Annotated in this window: 21 protein-coding genes and 1 pseudogene; 1 reads left to right on the top strand and 21 read right to left on the bottom strand. The window is 62.7% G+C overall.

The window, feature by feature from the left end; all coding sequences use genetic code 11:
* Positions 1-8: 8 nt before the first annotated feature.
* From CN673_RS08100 to CN673_RS08190, 19 genes and pseudogenes are all read right to left on the bottom strand, one after another.
* Entirely contained in the window at positions 9-617 is a 609-nt protein-coding gene (locus tag CN673_RS08100; RefSeq protein ID WP_099866102.1) for an RNA-binding protein, read from the bottom strand.
* A gap of 30 nt (positions 618-647) precedes the next feature.
* Positions 648-2,264 carry a transcription termination factor NusA gene (gene nusA, locus CN673_RS08105; protein WP_099865757.1) on the bottom strand — a complete coding sequence of 539 codons (1,617 nt, stop codon included), beginning with the start codon at positions 2,262-2,264 and terminating at the stop codon, positions 648-650.
* 60 nt (positions 2,265-2,324) lie between these two features.
* Positions 2,325-2,951, bottom strand: coding sequence for a ribosome maturation factor RimP (gene rimP / locus CN673_RS08110; protein WP_099865758.1), 627 nt, complete (start codon positions 2,949-2,951; stop codon positions 2,325-2,327).
* Positions 2,952-3,104: 153 nt separating this feature from the next.
* A complete protein-coding gene (gene trmB / locus CN673_RS08115) occupies positions 3,105-3,803 on the bottom strand; it encodes a tRNA (guanine(46)-N(7))-methyltransferase TrmB (protein ID WP_099865759.1) in 699 nt (232 codons plus the stop codon).
* A 19-nt stretch (positions 3,804-3,822) separates the two neighbouring features.
* Positions 3,823-5,070, bottom strand: a complete 1,248-nt coding sequence (gene metK / locus CN673_RS08120) for a methionine adenosyltransferase (protein ID WP_099865760.1) — start codon at positions 5,068-5,070, stop codon at positions 3,823-3,825.
* A gap of 163 nt (positions 5,071-5,233) precedes the next feature.
* Positions 5,234-5,653 carry a helix-turn-helix domain-containing protein gene (locus CN673_RS08125; RefSeq protein WP_099865761.1) on the bottom strand — a complete coding sequence of 140 codons (420 nt, stop codon included), beginning with the start codon at positions 5,651-5,653 and terminating at the stop codon, positions 5,234-5,236.
* 162 nt (positions 5,654-5,815) lie between these two features.
* Complete coding sequence (gene lnt / locus CN673_RS08130) at positions 5,816-7,408, bottom strand: apolipoprotein N-acyltransferase (RefSeq protein ID WP_370853021.1); 1,593 nt, start codon at positions 7,406-7,408, stop codon at positions 5,816-5,818.
* A 109-nt stretch (positions 7,409-7,517) separates the two neighbouring features.
* Complete coding sequence (locus tag CN673_RS08135) at positions 7,518-8,717, bottom strand: hemolysin family protein (RefSeq protein WP_099865762.1); 1,200 nt, start codon at positions 8,715-8,717, stop codon at positions 7,518-7,520.
* A 14-nt stretch (positions 8,718-8,731) separates the two neighbouring features.
* The gene (gene ybeY, locus CN673_RS08140) at positions 8,732-9,250 is read right to left on the bottom strand and encodes an rRNA maturation RNase YbeY (RefSeq protein WP_099865763.1); all 519 of its coding nucleotides are present in this window, start codon (positions 9,248-9,250) and stop codon (positions 8,732-8,734) included.
* Positions 9,250-10,284 carry a PhoH family protein gene (locus CN673_RS08145; RefSeq protein ID WP_099865764.1) on the bottom strand — a complete coding sequence of 345 codons (1,035 nt, stop codon included), beginning with the start codon at positions 10,282-10,284 and terminating at the stop codon, positions 9,250-9,252. Before CN673_RS08145 ends, ybeY begins: the two co-directional genes overlap by 1 nt.
* Before the next feature lie 63 nt (positions 10,285-10,347).
* A pseudogene (miaB, locus tag CN673_RS08150) lies at positions 10,348-11,682 on the bottom strand (tRNA (N6-isopentenyl adenosine(37)-C2)-methylthiotransferase MiaB); the annotation flags it as partial.
* A 118-nt stretch (positions 11,683-11,800) separates the two neighbouring features.
* Positions 11,801-12,589, bottom strand: coding sequence for a lyso-ornithine lipid O-acyltransferase (gene olsA, locus CN673_RS08155; protein ID WP_099865766.1), 789 nt, complete (start codon positions 12,587-12,589; stop codon positions 11,801-11,803).
* Positions 12,590-12,623: 34 nt separating this feature from the next.
* A complete protein-coding gene (locus CN673_RS08160) occupies positions 12,624-13,004 on the bottom strand; it encodes a Fur family transcriptional regulator (RefSeq protein WP_099866104.1) in 381 nt (126 codons plus the stop codon).
* Between the two features lie 77 nt (positions 13,005-13,081).
* Positions 13,082-13,573: a ribosomal protein S18-alanine N-acetyltransferase gene (rimI, locus tag CN673_RS08165; RefSeq protein ID WP_099865767.1), complete on the bottom strand. Its 492-nt coding sequence runs from the start codon at positions 13,571-13,573 to the stop codon at positions 13,082-13,084.
* A 9-nt stretch (positions 13,574-13,582) separates the two neighbouring features.
* Complete coding sequence (gene tsaB / locus CN673_RS08170; protein WP_099865768.1) at positions 13,583-14,260, bottom strand: tRNA (adenosine(37)-N6)-threonylcarbamoyltransferase complex dimerization subunit type 1 TsaB; 678 nt, start codon at positions 14,258-14,260, stop codon at positions 13,583-13,585.
* Positions 14,261-14,310: 50 nt separating this feature from the next.
* Positions 14,311-15,306, bottom strand: coding sequence for an acrylyl-CoA reductase (NADPH) (acuI, locus tag CN673_RS08175; RefSeq protein ID WP_099865769.1), 996 nt, complete (start codon positions 15,304-15,306; stop codon positions 14,311-14,313).
* Positions 15,307-15,372: 66 nt separating this feature from the next.
* Positions 15,373-15,879 carry a signal peptidase II gene (gene lspA / locus CN673_RS08180; RefSeq protein ID WP_099865770.1) on the bottom strand — a complete coding sequence of 169 codons (507 nt, stop codon included), beginning with the start codon at positions 15,877-15,879 and terminating at the stop codon, positions 15,373-15,375.
* Positions 15,879-16,733 (bottom strand): TrmH family RNA methyltransferase, encoded by an 855-nt coding sequence (locus tag CN673_RS08185; RefSeq protein WP_099865771.1) that lies wholly within the window; start codon positions 16,731-16,733, stop codon positions 15,879-15,881. The genes lspA and CN673_RS08185 overlap by 1 nt, the downstream gene beginning before the upstream one ends.
* Entirely contained in the window at positions 16,730-17,782 is a 1,053-nt protein-coding gene (locus CN673_RS08190; RefSeq protein WP_245409831.1) for a class I SAM-dependent methyltransferase, read from the bottom strand. Before CN673_RS08190 ends, CN673_RS08185 begins: the two co-directional genes overlap by 4 nt.
* Positions 17,783-17,863: 81 nt before the next feature.
* On the opposite strand from CN673_RS08190, the gene CN673_RS08195 reads away from it, so the two are divergent.
* Complete coding sequence (locus CN673_RS08195; RefSeq protein WP_099865773.1) at positions 17,864-18,313, top strand: SRPBCC family protein; 450 nt, start codon at positions 17,864-17,866, stop codon at positions 18,311-18,313.
* 27 nt (positions 18,314-18,340) lie between these two features.
* Here the strand turns inward: CN673_RS08195 and lhpI are convergent, their stop codons facing one another.
* Together lhpI and CN673_RS08205 are read right to left on the bottom strand one after the other, a co-directional pair.
* Positions 18,341-19,312 (bottom strand): bifunctional Delta(1)-pyrroline-2-carboxylate/Delta(1)-piperideine-2-carboxylate reductase, encoded by a 972-nt coding sequence (lhpI, locus tag CN673_RS08200; protein WP_099865774.1) that lies wholly within the window; start codon positions 19,310-19,312, stop codon positions 18,341-18,343.
* Between the two features lie 23 nt (positions 19,313-19,335).
* Positions 19,336-19,680, bottom strand: coding sequence for a DUF1049 domain-containing protein (locus tag CN673_RS08205; protein ID WP_099865775.1), 345 nt, complete (start codon positions 19,678-19,680; stop codon positions 19,336-19,338).
* Between the last annotated feature and the right edge of the window lie 23 nt (positions 19,681-19,703).

A 19,703-nucleotide genomic window follows, 5' to 3' on the forward strand; every position in this document is an offset into this window, starting at 1 on the left:
CACGGTTTTCAGCTGCCAACCTGGCTTCGCCCCTCGATGTGGCGATAGCGCTGCAGCATCGTTGCGCGCTTCACTACACCTTCTCCGGCCTGTCCCGCAAGCGCCGCGGCGTGGATTAACGCGCCATCACCCAGATGAGTTGCCATCTCATCGGCATTGAAGAGATGGAAGGCAGGAATGTGGATGTCGGCACCCAGCGCCATCGCCTTGCGTGCCTGGTCGATCTTGCGAACACCATCCGCAGCCGCGTCGGATGCGTGGAAGACGGCGAGCGCCTCGCCCGTTCGAACCGCGATATCGACCTTCGTGGAGCCCGTCACGAACTGGCCGGCCTTGCGGGCCATGGCCATCATTCCCAGCACCTGGTCCATCAGCAGCCGATCGACCATCTGAGGTAAGTCAGATGAGGGTTTAACGGCCGATTTCAAGGCTTTGGCGAACATATTCTTCGCTACAGCCTTCTCCACGGCCGTATGGTCGACACTGACCCAACACCCGCGTCCCGGCAATTGTCTCTTGAGGTCCGGCACCACATCGCCGTTGGGTCCAGCGACGAAGCGGATCAGGTCATCCGCCTCGCCGGCGCGGCGGGTCACGATGCACATGCGATCGTTCATCGGATCCGCGCCGCCCGTCACCACGTTGCCTCAGGCCTGTTCCTGCTCGTCAGCGCTTTCGGCTTCTTCATCCGCCTCTTCGGATTGGCTTTGAAGATCGGCTTCCGTAATCCAGCCAGCAGCCAGGCGCGCCTTGATGATCATCTCGTCGGCCTCGACCCGCGTCAGGCCGAAATCCATCAATATGCCGTCGAACCGCTTGGTCTCGCCATTCTTTCGTTCGGTCCAGCCCACCAGGTCGTCCGCCGCACATCCGGCAAAATCGTCAAGGGTCTTGATGTCGTTCTCGCCGAGGGCAACGAGCATCGGCGTCGTCAACGCCTCGATCTGCTTGAGGTCGTCAGCCACGCCAAGTTCGACGCGCTTGGCTTCCATTTCAGCTTCCAGTTTTTCCAGGTGTTCGCGTGCGCGGGTCTGGAGTTCCTGGGCCGTATCCTCGTCAAAGCCCTCGATCGAGGCGATCTCGTCGAGGTCGACATAGGCAACTTCCTCGACCTGGCTGAAGCCTTCGGACGCCAGAACCTGCCCGACCATCTCGTCGACGTTGAGCGCATCCATGAAGAGGTTGGACCGCTCGACGAATTCCTTCTGCCGGCGCTGGGATTCCTCTTCCTCGGTGAGGATGTCGATGTCCCAGCCGGTCAGCTGGGAAGCGAGCCTGACATTCTGGCCACGACGGCCGATCGCCAGCGACAGCTGCTCGTCCGGAACGACGACCTCGATGCGCTCGGCATCCTCGTCCAGAACCACCTTGGCGACTTCCGCCGGCTGCAATGCGTTGACGATGAAGGATGCCGGATCATGGCTCCAGGGAATGATGTCGATCTTCTCGCCCTGCAGCTCGCCGACCACCGCCTGGACGCGGCTGCCGCGCATACCAACGCACGCGCCGACCGGATCGATCGAGGAATCGTTGGAGATGACGGCGATCTTGGCGCGCGAGCCCGGATCGCGCGCGACCGAACGGATCTCGATGACGCCGTCGTAGATTTCCGGCACTTCCATCGTGAAGAGCTTGACCATGAACTGCGGGTGGGTGCGCGACAGAAAGATCTGCGGGCCGCGCTGCTCGCGGCGCACATCGTAGACATAGGCGCGTACGCGGTCGCCGTAGCGGAAATTCTCGCGCGGGATCGTCTCGTCGCGGCGGATGATCGCCTCGCCGCGCCCAAGATCAACGATCACATTGCCGTATTCGACGCGCTTGACCGTGCCATTGACGATCTCGCCGATGCGATCCTTGTATTCGTCAAACTGCTTGTCCCGCTCGGCCTCGCGCACCTTCTGCACGATGACCTGCTTGGCCGACTGTGCGGCGATGCGTCCGAAATCCATCGGCGGCAGCGGATCTGTGATGTAATCGCCGAGCTGGATGTTCTCGTCACGGTCGCGTGCCAGTTCGAGCGCGATCTGCGTGGAATAATCGTCCACCTCATCGACCACCAGCAAGCGGCGCTGCAACTTGATCTCGCCGGTCTTGGGGTTGATGTCGGCGCGGATGTCCGTTTCCTGGCCGTAGCGCGAGCGCGCCGCCTTCTGGATCGCGTCGGCCATCGCATCGATGACGATCTCGCGATCGATCAGCTTTTCACGCGCGACCGCATCGGCGATCTGCAGAAGTTCGAGACGGTTTGCACTGACTGCCATGGTCTTCTCCATCAAAGGGCGCCTGCGGCGGCCGCTTTTCTCGGCGCTCGGCCGTTTGAATTATTCGATTTCGCCTTCCCCGCCGTCGATCGCGGGTTCGTTCTGGTTTGCCGCGCGGGCGGCCTTGGCTTCCTTGTCCGCTTTCAACGCATCGCGGATGAGATCGTCGGTCAGGATCAGCTTCGCATCGGCGATCGTCTCGAACGGGATCTTGACTGTCGGCTCATCGCCGTAACTCGCCTGGTCACGTGCCAGAACGAAGCCATCCTCGGAAACACTTTCGATCGTACCACGAAACCGCTTGCGGTTCTCCACGAGAACGGACGTCTCGAGCTTCAGCAGATGGCCCTGCCACCGCTCGAAGTCGTGACGCCGCACCATTGGTCTGTCGATGCCGGGGGACGAAACCTCGAGATGATAGGCCTTGTCGATGGGGTCATCGACGTCGAGCGCCGGCGAAACGGCACGCGACAGCGCCTCACAATCCTCCACGGTCATCATGCCGTCGCGTCGCTCGGCCATGATCTGAAGGGTCAGACCGTTCTGGCCGGACAGCCGCACGCGCACCAGGCGCATGTCGAGCGACGCCAGGACAGGCTCGACAATCGCGGCGATGCGCGCATCGGTACCGGTCTCGGTGACGAGACGTTCTTCATCGGGATCGAATGCGGGTGGTTTCTGCGTCATTCCTGTCCGTCGGTTCGGTGCGACCGGCAAAGCAGCACCGCTCCGCCCTGGCCGCAGGTAATAAAAAAGAGCGGGTCCTCGCGGGCCCACCCTTGCTCATATGACCAAGAATTTGCGGTTCATATACGCGGCGACGAGCACCTTTGCAAGAGATCAGATCCGCCGAAATCGAAGATAGGCGGGCGGGCGTCCTTCGCGGATCGCCTTTGCCTCGTATCTTGTTCCCGGCCAGCCTTCATAGGGCCTTTGCCAGTCGTCCGGTCCGTCAGCCAGCCATTCGAAAGCGGCATGCCGGTCACAATGGTTCAGCGTCCAGTCGACATAGGTGTCGATGTCGGAGGCGAAATGAAAGCGCGCGCCAGGCTTCAACACCCGCGCGAAACGGTCGAGATTTACCTTCGACACGAAGCGGCGCTTGAAATGGCGCGGCTTCGGCCACGGATCGGGGTAAAGCAGATCGATCTGGTCGATCGACCCCGCCGGCAACCAGTCCAGAACGCGGGTGGCGTCGTCGTCATAGAGCCGGATATTGTCGAGGTCGGTCTGCCGCAACGCACGAACGAGCTTCGCCATGCCGTTGACGAAGGGTTCCACCCCGATAAAGCCATCTTGCGGCGCCTCGGCGGCGCGGCGCATCAGATGCTCACCGCCACCAAAGCCGATCTCCATGCGAACGCTTGACGGGCGACCAGGGAACAAGGTCGCCAGATCGGCGGGGGCGGCCTTGGAAAGATCGAGCCGCAAACGCGGCAGATCGGCATCAAGGCGCCCTGCCTGAGTCTCCGTCAAGGCCTTGCCGCGCCGGCGGCCGAAGAACGCTTCGGTCGCCCGCTGTCGTCGCTCGTGCATCATTGCTCGACCTGCCGCGCGCTCAGACCAGGGCCTTGACCGCATCCTTGAGCGTCTTGACGAGGTCCGTTCGCTCCCACGAGAACGAGCCGTCGCGCCCCGCCTTGCGACCGAAATGCCCGTAGGCAGCCGTCTTGGCGTAGATCGGCTTGTTCAGATCAAGATGCTTGCGGATTCCGGTCGGCGACAGGTCCATCACCTCGCGAAGCGCCTTTTCGACGACCTCCTCGGTGACCTTGCCGGTGCCGTGGAGGTCGACATAGACCGAAAGTGGCTGCGCCACGCCGATGGCATAGGACAGCTGGATGGTGCAGCGATCGGCGAGCTTGGCCGCAACGACGTTCTTGGCAAGGTAGCGCGCGGCATAGGCGGCGGACCGGTCGACCTTGGTCGTGTCCTTGCCGGAAAATGCGCCGCCGCCATGCGGCGCTGCACCGCCATAGGTGTCGACGATGATCTTGCGGCCCGTCAGCCCGGCGTCACCGTCGGGGCCGCCGATGACGAATTTGCCGGTGGGATTGATGTACCAATTGCAATCGTCCGCGATCTTCAGATCGCCGAGCGCTTCGCGAATATAGGGCTCGACGACGCTGCGAACCCTCTTGGAATCCCAGTCGGGATCATAATGCTGGGTCGAGAGCACGATCTGCGTGGCTTCAGCAGGCATGCCGTTCTGATAGCGCACGGTGACCTGGCTCTTGGCGTCGGGACCAAGTCCCGCCACGTCACCTTCACCCTTCTTGCGGGCATTGGCGAGCGTTTCGAGGATTTTGTGCGAATAGTAGATCGGTGCCGGCATCAGCTCCGGCGTTTCGCGGCACGCGTAGCCGAACATGATGCCCTGATCGCCCGCACCCTCGAAACCCTGGTTGTCTGACGCGTTGTCGACGCCCTGCGCGATATCGGCGGATTGCGAGTGCAGCAGGACATCGATCTTCGCGCTTTTCCAGTGAAAGCCATCCTGCTCGTAACCGATATCCCTGATGGCGCGCCGTGCCGCAGAGCGGAAGCGGGACGGATTGATGACGGCATTGCCGTTCTTGTCCGTCTTCATCAAGGTCTCGGGAATGCGTACTTCGCCGGCGATGACGACACGGTTGGTGGTCGTCAGGGTCTCTGCCGCCACGCGAACGGTCCAGGGGTCGATGCCCGTCTTCTTGGCCTCCTTGTAGATGAGGTCTACGATCTCGTCGGATATACGGTCACAGACCTTGTCGGGGTGGCCTTCCGAGACGGATTCGCTGGTAAAGTAGTAATTTTCGCGGGACATTCAGGGACCCTTCCGAGGCGAGAAGTTCCCTCATTTGATAGTGAAAGCGCCGCTCAAAGACAAGCGTAGAACGACATAAATATATCTTGATATGACGGGGCGAGGACTCGCCAAACGTCGACATGCCCTCTTGTCATAGCAATGCGTTGACGCGGCGTTGCCGTCAGTCGACGTGCTCGTCGGCGGCCAGAGCCTTCGCGAGCTCAACGAGTTTGCGCCGGACCTTTGGATCCTCGATCCTTACGAATGCCCGGTTAAGTTGCAAGCCTTCCGACGAAGACAGAAAGTCGACGACGTAATTGGGGCTGGCCGATTCCGACATCCCGCCACGAGCCAGGCCGTCTTCGCCCGGCGCATCCTCGAAGAAGAACGACACCGGAACACTGAGAATGGACGATATGTTCTGCAGCCGGCTGGCGCCGACCCGGTTGGTCCCCTTCTCGTATTTCTGGATCTGCTGGAAGGTGATGCCGAGGCTCTCGCCCAGCTTCTCCTGGCTCATCCCCATCATTGTCCGGCGGAGCCGGATGCGGCTACCGACATGAATGTCGATAGGATTTGGCTTCTTCTTGTTGACGATCATGACACTACCTCTGCGCGAACGCCCATCCCCGAAACTTTGAGACCTTCCCGATATAGTTGCGCAGGAGCGCCGACCCCTCCCATGGACCCAACAGCGGGATGCCGACTATACGCTAGAATGTCATCGCTAAGGACTATGCAATTTTAGGGGTTTTTGGTCAATTCATTGCGTGTTGAAACTTGCACGGGAAACGATTGCAACGAACAAAATCATGCCGATCAGCAACCAGAGGTTCCGCATTCGCTCCGTCCTGTTCCAATTCGGCACAACACGCTCCGGGATTGGGGCATCGATCACGCCAACGGCATTCAACGCAAGGCCGTCGACGATTCGTCCATAGCTGTCCGTGACGGCAGATATCCCATTGTTGGCTGCCCTGACCATGGGCGTGCGGGTTTCCAGCGCGCGGATCTGCGCCTGCCGAAAATGCTGGTAAGGGCCAGGCGTCGCGCCATACCAGGCGTCGTTGGTCACATTGAGAATGATGTCGGGCGGGCTCTCGATGGCGGCTAAGTCCAGGGGAAAAATCGCCTCGTAGCAGATGAGCGGCAACGCCGTGATTGTCTCGCCAATGTCGAGCAGCGTCCGTTCCGCCGCTGCGCTGAAGCCTTGCGGCGTCTCGGCGATAGCAGAAAGGCCGAGCGACGTCAGAAAATCCTCGAAGGGCAGGTATTCTCCAAAGGGCACCAAATGGACCTTGTCGGCCGCTGCGGTGATCTCGCCGCCGTCGCCGATCACCGTGATCGAGTTGTAATACCGGGTGCCGGCCGCCGGCCGGCTGTCGTCCACCCGCACCGCACCGGCGGCCAGATGCTGTCCGTCATCGAGCGCTTCGGCGATCGCGCCCAGCGCGCGCGGCGCTTCCGTGAGGATATAGGGGACGGAGGTCTCCGGCCAGACAATCAGCGATGGCACCGCCCCTTCGACCTCCGGCGGTCGGTTGGTCAGTTCCAGATGGGCGTTGAAGATCGCATCGCGTTCGGCCGCGCTCCATTTCATTTCCTGGGGAATGGACGGCTGGACGATGCGCACGATAGCGGCGTTGGCGCCAGCGGCATCGCTTGCAGCCTGCGAGAGTTCATACGCACCGAAGCCGAGATGCGCGGCAACGATGACTGAAGCGCAGGAAAGGCCCTGGAAAAGCCCGCGCCGGGTCGCCACCAGGGCCGGCACGGAGAAAACAACAATGGCGAGGAGCGTGACGCCGATAAGACCGACCACCGTGACCGATTGCATGGCCAGCGGGACGGGCATGGCACCATAGCCTATCGTGTTCCAGGGAAAACCGGTGAAAGCAAAGCTTCGCAGCCATTCGGCAATCGTCAATCCGAAGGCAAGCGCCGCGATCCGACCGAATCCATCCGACCAGATCGCACGCGCCAGCGTCGTGCCCAATCCAAAGAAGATGGCGAGAAGAGCGGGCAGGCCGAGCACGGCCAGAGGTATGGCCCAGGCAAAGCTGTCGGCCTCCACGAGCAACGCCGCGCCGAGCCACCACAGCCCGGCAACGAAATAGCCGAAGCCGAACCACCAGCCGCAGGCGAAGGAGGGCCTGCAACGGCCGAGAAATCCTCGATCGGGATCGGGGCTCGCTCCGTCGAGGAGCCAGACCAGGACTGGAAACGATACGAACATCGCGGCAAAGAAATCGAAAGGTGGCAGCGCGAGCACCGCGAACGCACCTGCCAGAAAGGCGGTCAGCGCCCGACGCCAGCCCGATTGCAGCATGATCCGGCCGGCGAACCGCTCCAGCATCCCCATATGTCTTGACCTTCAGCCCCGATTCGTCCGGCGCAATCCTTTCAAAAAAAACCGCCGCTGTCTCGACGACGCGGCGGTTCTGGCAATGTATGCGGCTGCCGGATCAAGCCCCGCCGGCGCGCTCGATCTGACGCGCGCTCTGCGAGGCATCGCCTGCAGCAGGGCCGTGCTCGCCGATCGAATGATCGGGCGCCGCCGGCGTGGTACTCTCTTCGACGTCCGGGCGGGCGGGGCGGCGTCGACGTTCGCCATGGCGGCGGCGCACCACGCGCACGCGCTTGATGCGGCGAGGGTCGGCGTCGAGAACATGGAACTCGAACCCCGGCAAGGCCTGGATCAATTCGCCACGCGCCGGAATCCGGCCGAGTTCGGAAAAGATGAGGCCCCCAAGAGTATCCACGTCCTCGATCTGCTCGCTGACGTCGAAATCGGGCCCGACCGCTTCGGCGATGTCTTCGAGCTCGGCCTTGGCATCGATCACGAACACGTCGTCGGACGCCTTTGTGATCATCTTTTCCTCGTCGTCGTGCTCGTCCTCGATATCGCCGACGACCATCTCCACGATGTCCTCCAGCGAAACGAGACCATCGGTCCCGCCGTATTCATCGATGACCAACGCCATTTGTGTGCGCGTCGCCTGCATGCGCTCCATGAGGTTGGACGCCAGCATGGACGGCGGCACGAACAGCACCTTGCGGGTGATGCCCGCTTCCTGAACCGTCTTGGACAGATCGACCCGGCCAAGATCGAAGGGCGCCGCGGGTTTTCTCGACGAAGCGCTGCCCGCACTGCCGTTGCCGTTGGCGGGCGATTTGGAGCCAGCGCGCCGCTTCGAGCGTGCCTGCTTGGTGATGTAGCCAAGAAGGTCGCGGATATGCACCATGCCGCGCGGGTCATCGAGATGATCGGAATAGACGGGCATGCGCGAGCGGCCGGATTCTTCGAACAGCACGATCAACTCGCCGATCGAGATCGACTGGTCGATCGCCTCGATGTCGGCGCGCGGAACCATCACGTCCTCCACCCGCACTTCGCGCAGGCGCAAGATGTTGTGCAGCATGGCCCGCTCCTCAGGAGAAAAGGCCGTGCCGTTCTCCGCGTCCGTCAGGAGCGCGTCGGCGAAATTATCGCGTAGATTGTTGGGATCCGAGGGCCTCATCCAGCGCGACACGCGTGACCACAATGTCGGCCTGACGCGATCTGACTTACGCTGCTGAGGCTTCGTACTCGGAGGTTTTGCGCCGTCCTCGCCGCTTTCTTCGGAAGCGGGAGACGGCATGGGCATTCGAACTGGATCGTTCATTGTCTCTTCAAAAGCTATCGGGGATCACTGTCCCCATAAGGGTCTGATACGCCAAGCGTGGCAAGAATGCGAGTCTCATGGCATTCCATCAAATCCGCATCATCGGCATCGACATGGTCGTAACCGACAAGGTGAAGATAGCCATGGACAAGGAGATGCGCCAGATGATCGTCGAAACTTAGTCCCAAGTCCTTGGCTTCGCTGGCTATTGTTTGTCGAGCGAACACAATGTCGCCGAGCATGGGTCCGAGCGGCGCGCCGGGTTCGATGGGGAAAGCCGGAAAGGAAAGGACATTGGTGGCCTTGTCCTTGCCACGCCATTCCCCGTTGATCGCGCGCATCGCTTCATCATCGGTGAAGAGCAGCGAAAGCTCAGGCGGCGTTTCCGGCGCTTGCTGTCCCGTCTCCCTCTCCAGATAGACCGCCGCCGCGGCAAGAACCTTGTCACACAGGCGGCCGAGCTCTGCTTCCAACGGCCACCCTTCGCTCTCGATCGCGATCTGGATATCAATCCCGGTCGACGCGGCAGCCATCAGTCGCCAGGCTTGTGGCTGTCTTCGACCATCGTGTTGTCGGCATCGTAGGCGCGTACAATCCGGGCGACCAGCGGATGCCGCACGACATCGGTATCGCGGAAGCGGCATGTGACCACGCCTTCGACGCCCTTCAGGATGCGCAGTGCCTCGACGAGGCCCGACTTGACGCCACGCGGCAAGTCGATCTGGCTCGGATCGCCGGTGACGATCATGCGGGCGTTTTCGCCAAGACGCGTCAGGAACATCTTCATCTGCATCGACGTCGTGTTCTGCGCCTCGTCGAGAATGACGGCGGCATTGGTCAAGGTGCGTCCCCGCATGAACGCCAGCGGCGCGATCTCGATCACGCCGGCAGTGATCGAGCGTTCGACCTTGTCGCCGGGGATCATGTCGTAGAGCGCGTCATAGAGCGGCCGCAGATAAGGGTCGACCTTCTCCTTCATGTCGCCGGGCAGGAAGCCGAGCCGCTCGCCGGCTTCGACGGCGGGTCGTGACAGGATGATCTTGTCGATCGCTCCGCGTTCGAGCAACTGGGCGGCATAGGCCACGGCGAGATAGGTCTTGCCGGTGCCGGCCGGACCGATGCCGAAGGTCAACTCGCCGCGCTCCATGGCGCGGATATAGGCGTCCTGCGTCGGAGTGCGGGCGACGACGGTCTTCTTGCGCGTGGCGATCTGCGCGAAGGCGAGTTTGCCCTTGCGCTCCATGGTCGGCAGCGTCAGCTGGTCATCGGCTGCGATGGACATGCGAATGGCGCCCTCGACATCCGATGCCGCGATGTCGCTGCCGTTCTGCAGCCGGTCATAGAGAAAGTCGAGGGCACGGCGGGCCTGCGCTGTTGCGCCTTCGCCTCCACGGATGGAGACCTGGTTGCCGCGCGCCCTGGCATCGACGCCGAGCTTCTGCTCGATCAATGCCAAATTCTGGTCGAACTGTCCGAAGAGTTCGCTGGCGAGCCTGTTGTTCTCGAATGTCAGCACGATGTGAGTGGTATCGGAGGCCCCCGAGGCCCGCGTTCCCGGCGATGTCATGACAGGATCGTGCGTTTGCAAACGATATGGCTCCTTTCAATGCCCCGAGGCATCGTAACAGTCCTATAGCCGCTCGGCAAAGAGACTGTTGGCCTCGGTCCGGATAATTCGCACCTTTATTATGTCACCGATCTCAGCGCCTCTTGCATCAACAATTGTTGGCTGGAGCCACGGCGAACGGCCGACGGTCTGGTTTTCCCAGCGACCGGGCTTTTCGAGCAACAGGTCCACCTCGCGGCCAACGCATTGGCGCTGGAATGCGAATTGCTGCTCGGTCAAGAGAGACTGCAGTCTTTCCAGCCGTTCGGCCTTGACCGGGTCGGGGACTTGATCACCGAACTCGGCCCCCGGCGTGCCCGGACGCTGCGAATATTTGAACGAATAGGCCTGCGCATAGCCGACCTCTTCGACCAGGCGCATCGTCGCGTCGAAATCGGCATCCGTCTCACCGGGAAACCCGACGATGAAGTCGCCCGATAGCGCAAGATCGGGTCGCGCCGTCCGAATCCGATCAATGAGGCGCAGATAATCTTCGGCCTTGTGCCGCCGGTTCATCGCCTTGAGGATCCGGTCCGACCCGGACTGAACGGGCAAATGGAGATAGGGCATCAGCTGGGGCAGATCGCGGTGTGCGGCGATCAGCGCGTCATCCATGTCGCGCGGGTGGCTCGTCGTATAGCGCAGCCGCTCCAGGCCATCGACCGCCGCAAGCCTGTGGAGCAGTTCGCCGAGCCCCCACTCTCGTCCGTCTTCGCCCTCTCCGTGCCAGGCGTTGACGTTCTGGCCGAGCAAGGTGATCTCGCGCACGCCGGCGTCGACGAGCTTTTTCGCCTCGCCGACAATCTGCGCCACCGAGCGCGAGACTTCCGAGCCGCGAGTGTACGGCACGACGCAGAAGGCGCAGAACTTGTCACAACCTTCCTGAACGGTCAGGAAAGCGCTGACCCCGCGGGCGCGGACTGCCTTCTCCCTCGGTGGAGGCAGCTTGTCGAACTTGTCCTCCATGGCATAGTCGGTTTCCAGCACGCGCTCCCCGGCGCGCGCTCGCTCCACGGCAGCGGGCAGCCGGTGATAGGTCTGCGGGCCAACGACCAGGTCGACCACAGGCGAACGGTTGAAGATTTCCTCTCCTTCCGCCTGCGCCACACAGCCCGTCACGCCGACGACGAAATCCTTGGCGCCAGCCGTTGCCCTGCGCTTCTGCTTTTGCAGCCGGCCGAGCTCGGAATAGACCTTCTCGGCAGCCTTTTCCCTGATGTGGCAGGTGTTGATGAGGTAAAGATCCGCCTCCTCCGGCGTCTCGACCCGTACATAGCCGTCAGAGGCCAGGGCGTCGGCCATCCGGTCGGAGTCGTAGACGTTCATCTGGCAGCCATAGGTCTTCACATAGACCTTGCGCTGGCCCTCCTCGGCGGGCGCGGTCGCTCCTGTTTTCGTCAATGTCTGGTGCTGTGCCATGGGCGGCTATGTAGTCGCAATCGCGCTGGAAGAAAATCCCCGATAACTGCGGCGCGTCTCAACCCTTGCGAAGGACATCGCTGAGCGACCGGCTGATCTCGCCATGAAGACCGCGCGTCACCGTCTTGCGGTCGCTTTCGGGAGAGAACGGGACCGGGCTACCAAAATGGATGTCGACGTCGATCGCCCCCTCCCTCAGAACGGTCAGCAGATGCGGCAACAGGTCAACGTCCCCGGGCCATGTGGCAAGCGTTCGGTGGCGACGCCCCATCGGCAAGCCATGGATGCGCGTATAGGCGATGGTTGCGGTCTGCAGGATGATTTCGCCATGCTCGCTGCGACCGGCGGCGTCGCGCGCAGCGCCGAACAGCGATGACTTGAAGTCCAGCACCCGGTTCCCGTCGGACGTGGTCCCCTCGGCAAACAATACCACGATCTCGCCGCGGTCCAGACGCTCGGCGATCGCTGCGATCTGGCTGCCGGCCGAACGGCGCCGATCGCGATCGACGAAAACGGATCGCTGCCAGCGCGCCAGCCAGCCGAAGAACGGCCAGTCGCGCACCTCCGCCTTGGCGATGAATGCAACCTCCGCCACGGCGGAAAGCGCCACGATGTCCAGCCAGGACGCGTGATTGGCGACGAGCATCAATGGACGACGTGTGGAAAGCTCGCCGCAGGCGGTCACGCGCAATCCGAGCACAGGACACATCAGCCGGTGCCAGATATGCGGCAGGCGGCGCGCCAGCGGCAGATCAAGCGCGAGCGCCACCAGATGCACAGGCAGCATGACGAGCGTCACGAGCAGGAAGACGGCGGCGGCGAGGCAAATGCGCAGCTTTCCGATCACAGAGAACGTCCACTTCCCTTGCGCCCCGACGGTCTCAGCGCTCGTCCTTCTTGAGCGGGACGCCGTAGAGCTCCAGCCGGTGGTCGACCAGCTTGAAGCCATGCTCGCGGGCGATGCGCTCCTGCAATGCCTCGATCTCGGCGGAGTGAAACTCGATCACGGTCCCCGTCTTCAGATCGATCAGGTGGTCGTGGTGCTCTTCGGGCACGGTCTCGTAGCGCGACCGGCCGTCGCGAAAGTCGTGCCGCTCGATGATGCCGATATCCTCGAAGAGCTTGACTGTGCGGTAGACCGTCGAGATGGAAATCTTCGGGTCGACCTCGGATGCGCGGCGGTACAATTCCTCCACGTCTGGATGATCGGCTGCGCCGTCCAGCACGCGTGCCACCACGCGCCGCTGCTCCGTCATCCGCATGCCGCGGTCGGCGCAACGCTCTTCCAGAGGTTTCAGGTCTTGGCTCACCGATTGCGCTCCTGTCGGGTGGCTGTCGACTAGCGAAGATCAAGCCGCATGACAAGCGCGCTGGTACGCTCGCCGCCGGGATGCTTGTAATAGGCGCTGCGTTCGGCGACCTTGCGGAACCCGAGACGGCGATAGAGCGCGATGGCCGCGGCATTGGCCTCGTCGACCTCAAGGAACATCGTTTCCGCGCCATCGGCGCGCATCTGCCGGATCGCGGCCAGCATAAGCCGCCAGCCGATCGCGCGGTTTCTGAAGCGTTCACGCACCGCGATCGTCAGGATTTCCGCCTCGTCGGCAGCGAACCGGGCAAGCACGAAGCCGGCGACCACCGTTCGCGCCCCGGACACCGGCCTTGCAACGAAGCCATGGACGTTCGTCTGAGACGACAAGGCATCGATCTCCTCGACGCTCCAAGGGCGCGCGAAGGCCATGCCGTGAATCTCAGCGGCTGCAGCATAGTGGTGCTCCTCCATGGGAACCACATCGAATTCGCTGCTGCGGGAGAACAGGCCACCAATCATCGTAGGCGATCACGTCCGTCGGGCGAGCGCGAAACCCGCCTGTGGCTTTGCATCGGGCGCCCGCAGATAGAGCGGCTGTGGCGGCAATGTCGCATCGACACTGGCGGCAAGGCGTGCGACGTCGCCGATCTCGGGAGCAGATGCCGTTCCGACGATCTCGTGCTCGCCGCCCCGGATATGGCTAGCAACAAGCGGGGAGCCCGAGCCGACCAGTATCGGGGCGTGGCGTTGCACCATTGCGGCCGCAGTGTCCAGGTCGAGCACGGCCGCTGGCGACATCACCTTCTTGGCGGAAGCGAAGAGCTGGCCGTAAATCTCGTTCCTGCGCGCGTCGAAGAGGGCGAAGACCGGACGGCCTTCCGCAGCAGCCAGATGCGGCGCGGCAATGGCATGGAGGCTGGATATGCCGACAGAGGTGAGGCCCAGCGCAAGCGCCAGGCCACGCGCCGTTGCCACGCCGACCCGCACGCCGGTGAATGAGCCCGGCCCGACCGTGACGGCGATGCGGCCGAGGTCGGCATAACCGACGCCGGCCTCGGAGAGCGCGCGGTCGATCACCGCCATCATCCGCTCCGCATGACCGCGACCGATATCCTCAACGGCGCGGGACAGCACACGCTCCCCATCCGTATCGAAAACGGCAGCAGCGCAGAGGTGAGATGCGGAATCGAGTGCCAGGATCAGCATCGCGACGGTTTAGAACAACTGCGCATCAAACGGAACAGTGCGTCGGAATGTCAGCGCATCATGTCGACGACAACCCGTCCGCGAATCTTGCCCTCCAGGATCGCGTGAGCTGCATCGATGATGCCATCGAAACCGATCGTCGTCGTCAGGGACTCCAACTTGTCCCTTTCCAACTCGGCCGAAAGGCGCTTCCACGCCTCGATCCGCAGGGGCTTCGGCGCCATCACCGAATCGATGCCCAGAAGGGATACGCCACGCAGGATGAAGGGCGCCACGCTGGACGGCAGGTCCATGCCCTGGGCAAGACCGCACGCGGCAACGGCACCGCCGTACTGCGTCATCGCAAGCGCATTGGCGAGCGTGTGGCTGCCAACGGCGTCGATCGCACCGGCCCAGCGCTCCTTGCCGAGCGGCTTGCCCGGTTCGGAGAGTTCCGCTCGATCGATGACCTCGGAGGCTCCGAGCGATTTGAGAAAGTCTGCCTCGCCCAGACGGCCCGTCGAGGCGACGACGGAATATCCGCGTTTGGAGAGCAGCGAAATGGCGACCGTGCCGACGCCACCGTTTGCGCCGGTGACGAGGATCGGACCGCTATCGGGCGTGATCCCGTGCCGCTCAAGCGCCATGAGCGAGAGCATGGCCGTATAACCGGCGGTCCCAACCGCCATCGTCTCCATTGCGCTCATGCCATCCGGCCGCGCGATGAGCCAGTCCGATTTCAGCCGCGCATATCGCGCGTAGGCGCCAAGATGCGTCTCGCCTACACCGAAGCCGTTGAGCAGGACCTTGTCGCCGGCCTTGAACGCATCGCCTTCGCTTGAAACCACGGTTCCTGCAGCATCGATGCCAGGGATCATCGGCCAGCGGCGGATGACAGGCCCCTTGCCGGTGATCGCCAGCCCGTCCTTGTAGTTGACGGTAGTCGCCTCGACCTCGACCACCACATCGCCTTCCATCAGTTCGGCCAGGGTGAGATCGGCCACGGCCACGGACTGCTTCTTGTCCTCGTCTCGCGAGACGAGAATGGCCTTGAACGGCTCCTGCATCGGCTTCCTCCTCAATCGATATATCGCTGGTCTCCTGCCTACAGCATGGCACGACCCATAAAAACCTCAGTGGCCTTCGTCTTTCGACGCGGTGGAAGAGCGCCTCAAATGCACGATCTCGTCGAGAATGATCGCGGCGGCACCGAGCGTGATGAACGTATCTGCGAGGTTGAAGACGGCAAAGGACCACGTGTCGGTATAGAACAGGATGTAATCGACCACATGACCATAGACGGCCCTGTCGATGAGATTGCCGATCGCACCACCGACGATCAGGGCATATCCCAGATGAGCCAGAAAGCGCGATGGCGATGTGGAGCGCCAGAGATAGAGGACGAAGGCGACAATCGCTCCGGTAAAGGCCAGCAAGACCCATTCGGACGCACCGGACATGAACGAGAATGCGATGCCTTCGTTATAGGTGCGGAAGAGGGCCAGCATCGGGATCACTTCGACCGGCTCGTGCAAGGGCAGGCTCGTCTCGACGACGATCTTGATCGCCTGGTCCAACACCACGAGCAAAGCCACAAGGGCTGCGGCGGGAAGCGGGCGGGCGAGAGATGTTGCGGCCATCAGCGTTTGCTTTCCAGTGTCAGCAGATGCCTTCGCGCCTCGAACAGCATGACGGCGGTCGCGACGGCGAGATTGAGGGAGTCGGCGCGGCCCTGTTGGGGAATGCGCGCCAATGCCGCGCAGGCGGAGGCGAGTTCGCCCGGCAAGCCCTGCTGTTCGTTGCCCATCACGATGATGGTCGCCCGCCGGCGGTAATCGATGCTGCGATAGTCGACTGCCCCCTCCAGATGGGTCCCGACGAGTTGCACGTCGCCTCGCCTTGCCCAGTCAATGAATTCGGAAAGACCCGTGCGGACCAGCGGCACGGCGAAGACCGAACCCATAGTCGCGCGGACCGTCTCAAGCGAGAATGGATCGACGCAGTCGCCCAGGAGAACGACGCCGGAAGCGCCCGCCGCGTCAGCGGTGCGGATGATGGTTCCAAGGTTGCCGGGATCGCGCACCCGGTCGAGAGCGATCCAGGTTTCATCCTTCGACGGCTGGAGACGGGCGAGCGGGAGATAGCGCTGCTCGAAGATGCCGACGACGCTTTGCGGATTGTCGCGGCGCGTGATGGTCGTCAGGACCTTCTCGCTCACTTCAAGTACCAGCGCACCGGCGTTGAGCGCCTTCAATGCCGCGGCCTCGACCTTCGGCTTGCCCTTCGCCGCCTTGGCATAGATGAGGGTGCGCACCGTCCAGCCCAGCTCAAGCGCATCGATGACGAGCTTCAAGCCCTCGGCCATGAACTGGCCTGTCTCCTCTCGATGCTTCTTCTGCGACAGCGCCCGGATATCCTTGACGATCGGGTTTGTCAGGCTCGTGACTTCCTTGACCTGCCCGATGCGGCGCCTTTCCTGGCGGTGATCGTTCATTGTGGCACCCAGCGCGAATAAAGAGAGGTGGACAGGGCGCGTCCGGCCTCGGCCTCGCGCAAGATGAGTTCGCCCGATTCCACGCGCCCGCCGGCGCCGCGCATCGTCTCGCGCATCAGTTCGTGGATGGAATAGAACGAGGCCCGTATGGAATACGCGGTCAGCACGAGCCCGACCGGTTTCGGCGATAGCAATTCGCGGCAGATATCGAGCATGAGCGCGATGTGGTCGAAGAGTTGCCAGACCTCGCCGTTTGGTCCGCGGCCGAATTTCGGCGGATCGGTGAGAATGATGTCGTAGGTGTTGCCACGCCGCTCTTCGCGCGCAATGAATTTCATGGCGTCATCGCAGATCCAGCGGATCGGTCGATCGTCGAGGTGGGCGAGCGCCTGGTTGTCGCGGGCCCAGCCAATCGCCTTCTTCGATGCGTCGACATGGGTCACCTGTGCGCCGGCTGCCGCCGCGATCAGCGATGCGACGCCGGTATAACCGAACAGATTGAGCACCTTGAGCGGTCGTTTCGCCTCGGCGATGCGTTCGCGCATCCAATGCCAGTGCGCCATCTGCTCCGGAAACACCCCCACATGCCGAAATGCGGTGAACCGGCCGTGGAAATCCACGTCGAGGAGACGCATCGGCCACGTCTCGCCCAGCGGCTCGCGGGGAAAACGCCAGCGTCCCATGCCGTCCTCGTCGACATCGCCGGTGAAAACAGCGTCGACATCGCGCCAATCTCTGTCCGACAGACTGCGTGGCCAGAGCGCCTGGGCCTCCGGCCGCACGATCCTGTAGGGTCCGTATTGTTCAAGCTTCTCGCCATCGCCGCTGTCGATCAGGGCAAATCCGGCACCGGCCGGGCTTTCGAGAACAAGGGGAACGGTCTCTGCAGGCCGCTCGCCTTCGCGCCTGATGATCGGGCGGTCGAGCAGGACCGGCTGATCCTGCCGGTCATCTTTGCGGCTCTTGCGGTTTCGACGCGGCTTTTCGTTCAAGGAGATATCCGTCGGCAGCGCGGCGTCAGCGGCCGGGCGCTTCATACTTTCTGACACATTATCGGTTCTCCTCTTGGCAAAGGCGTCTGCGAATTGCAAGAAAGGTCCGACAAACAGGCCTGCCTGAGGAGAGCACCCATGGAGATGAGCGGAAGCGAGCGCATCCAGGCGCCACGCGAGAAAGTCTGGGAAGCGCTGAACGACCCTGACATTCTGAAGCAGTGCATTCCGGGATGCCAGACGCTGGAAATGACCGGCGACGACGAGATGGCGGCAACGGTCAAACTCAAGATCGGTGTGGTTTCCGCCAACTTCAAAGGCAAGGTCACGCTGCAGAACATGAACCCGCCCGAAAGCTACACGATCTCGGGTGAGGGACAGGGCGGGGTTGCCGGTTTCGCCAAGGGCGGCGCCGATGTCGCGCTGGAAGATCACGGCACGGAGACGGTGCTCAACTATGCCTGCAAGGCGCAGGTCGGCGGCAAGATCGCGCAGATGGGATCACGGCTGATCGATTCGACGGCCAAGAAGCTCGCCGGCCAGTTCTTCACCAAGTTCAACCAGGTGGTCAGCGAAGCAAACGCGTGAGCGGTGCGGAACCGGCCTCTCGCGGCCTTACGACGCTCGTCTGACGGTCTCGTAGACCAGCACGCCCGCCGCGAAGTCTTCCAGCGCGGCGCCGGTCGACTTGAACAGCGTGATCTCGTCATCGCGTGTGCGACCGGCATGGTCGCCGCGGCAAAGCATCGCGAGGTCAGCCACCACGTCGTCGCGCGATATGACACCGGACTTGATCGGCTGGGCCATGTCGCCGCCCTCTTTCAGCGCGCCATCGAACGTATCGACGAAGAGCGTCGCGCGCCGTACCGTCTCGTCGTCGCTTTCCCGCAGCTTCGGCGTGAAGGCGCCGACCAGATCGACATGCGCGCCCGGCTTCAGCCAGCGCCCCTCGATCAAGGGCTTGTCCGAAATCGTCGCCGCGGAAACGATGTCGGCATGCCTGATCGCGTCCTCCCGATCATCGACCACTTCCACTTCGAACGGATCGTCGGCGAGCACCTCGGCGACAGCCTGCGCGTTGTCGCGGCTGCGGTTCCAGAGCGTGACGTGGGAGATCGGCCGCATCGCGGCATGCGCACGCACCAGGTGTGGGGCAAGCTTGCCGGCGCCGATCATCGTCATGCGGCTGGCATTTTCCCGGGCGAGATACCGGCCGGCCAGCGCCGAGGCCGTGGCGGTGCGCCAGACTGTCAGTGCCTGGCCATCGATCAGCGCAAGCGGTTCGCCCGTCAGGCCATCGCTCAAGAGATAGGCGCCCATCACGGCAGGTTTGCCGAGCGCATTGTTGTCCGGGCTCACGGTGACGAGCTTCACGCCGATATAGCCCTGGGACGAGCTTCCGCGATCGCAAAAGTTCGTCCAGGCAGGCATGAGCAGCAGCGTGGAATCGGCACCGTCGGGCCGCTCGATCGTATGGTGATGCCGCGTCGGCGCCTCGATGCCCTCTGCAAACGTTCGCGCCAGCGCATCGGCGAGGGCGTTGTAGCTCAAGGCCGCATCGACTTCGGCCGCGGATATGATCTGCATGCTTTCTCCGGACCTTGCGCGGTTCAGCCGCGACCGGGCAGCGCCGTCGTCTGGCGCGCCAGATCGTTGGCTCGCTCACGCTGCCTGTCGGCCTCGATGTGCCATTTGGCTGCTTCGTAATGCTCGCTGCGGGCGCGCTTGCGATAGCGGCTCTGCGTAAACCATGTCGCCATGCCACCGACGACGATGCCGATCATCAGGGCGACGAAGAGGAAAACAAAGAAAGGCCCGGTCACCGACAGAACGCTGTCGCTGGGCTCGAACGGGTTCAGGGCCAGTGTGACAGGCCCGCGATTGGCGATCGACAGGACGATCAGCACGATGGCGACCGGCAACAGGATGACGAGATTGACGAGTCTCTTGAGCATTCAACGGCCCTCAGAACGGGGTT

The organism is Neopararhizobium haloflavum (assembly GCF_002750855.1).
Classification (GTDB): Bacteria; Pseudomonadota; Alphaproteobacteria; order Rhizobiales; family Rhizobiaceae; genus Georhizobium; species Georhizobium haloflavum.

Excerpts from the sequence above, each read along its gene's own strand:
- metK (WP_099865760.1), bottom strand. The coding sequence starts at position 5,070 with ATGTCCCGCGAAAATTACTACTTTACCAGCGAATCCGTCTCGGAAGGC.
- rimP (WP_099865758.1), bottom strand. The coding sequence starts at position 2,951 with ATGACGCAGAAACCACCCGCATTCGATCCCGATGAAGAACGTCTCGTC.
- CN673_RS08100 (WP_099866102.1), bottom strand. The coding sequence starts at position 617 with ATGAACGATCGCATGTGCATCGTGACCCGCCGCGCCGGCGAGGCGGAT.
- CN673_RS08125 (WP_099865761.1), bottom strand. The coding sequence starts at position 5,653 with ATGATCGTCAACAAGAAGAAGCCAAATCCTATCGACATTCATGTCGGT.
- lnt (WP_370853021.1), bottom strand. The coding sequence starts at position 7,408 with ATGCTGGAGCGGTTCGCCGGCCGGATCATGCTGCAATCGGGCTGGCGT.
- CN673_RS08195 (WP_099865773.1), top strand. The coding sequence starts at position 17,864 with ATGGAGATGAGCGGAAGCGAGCGCATCCAGGCGCCACGCGAGAAAGTC.
- nusA (WP_099865757.1), bottom strand. The coding sequence starts at position 2,264 with ATGGCAGTCAGTGCAAACCGTCTCGAACTTCTGCAGATCGCCGATGCG.
- lhpI (WP_099865774.1), bottom strand. The coding sequence starts at position 19,312 with ATGCAGATCATATCCGCGGCCGAAGTCGATGCGGCCTTGAGCTACAAC.
- lspA (WP_099865770.1), bottom strand. The coding sequence starts at position 15,879 with ATGGCCGCAACATCTCTCGCCCGCCCGCTTCCCGCCGCAGCCCTTGTG.
- trmB (WP_099865759.1), bottom strand. The coding sequence starts at position 3,803 with ATGATGCACGAGCGACGACAGCGGGCGACCGAAGCGTTCTTCGGCCGC.
- tsaB (WP_099865768.1), bottom strand. The coding sequence starts at position 14,260 with ATGCTGATCCTGGCACTCGATTCCGCATCTCACCTCTGCGCTGCTGCC.
- CN673_RS08205 (WP_099865775.1), bottom strand. The coding sequence starts at position 19,680 with ATGCTCAAGAGACTCGTCAATCTCGTCATCCTGTTGCCGGTCGCCATC.
- CN673_RS08160 (WP_099866104.1), bottom strand. The coding sequence starts at position 13,004 with ATGCGGATGACGGAGCAGCGGCGCGTGGTGGCACGCGTGCTGGACGGC.
- ybeY (WP_099865763.1), bottom strand. The coding sequence starts at position 9,250 with ATGGCTGCCGCGTCGACCGGGATTGATATCCAGATCGCGATCGAGAGC.
- CN673_RS08135 (WP_099865762.1), bottom strand. The coding sequence starts at position 8,717 with ATGAACGATCCAGTTCGAATGCCCATGCCGTCTCCCGCTTCCGAAGAA.
- acuI (WP_099865769.1), bottom strand. The coding sequence starts at position 15,306 with ATGCAGGAGCCGTTCAAGGCCATTCTCGTCTCGCGAGACGAGGACAAG.
- CN673_RS08185 (WP_099865771.1), bottom strand. The coding sequence starts at position 16,733 with ATGAACGATCACCGCCAGGAAAGGCGCCGCATCGGGCAGGTCAAGGAA.
- CN673_RS08145 (WP_099865764.1), bottom strand. The coding sequence starts at position 10,284 with ATGACATCGCCGGGAACGCGGGCCTCGGGGGCCTCCGATACCACTCAC.
- rimI (WP_099865767.1), bottom strand. The coding sequence starts at position 13,573 with ATGATTGGTGGCCTGTTCTCCCGCAGCAGCGAATTCGATGTGGTTCCC.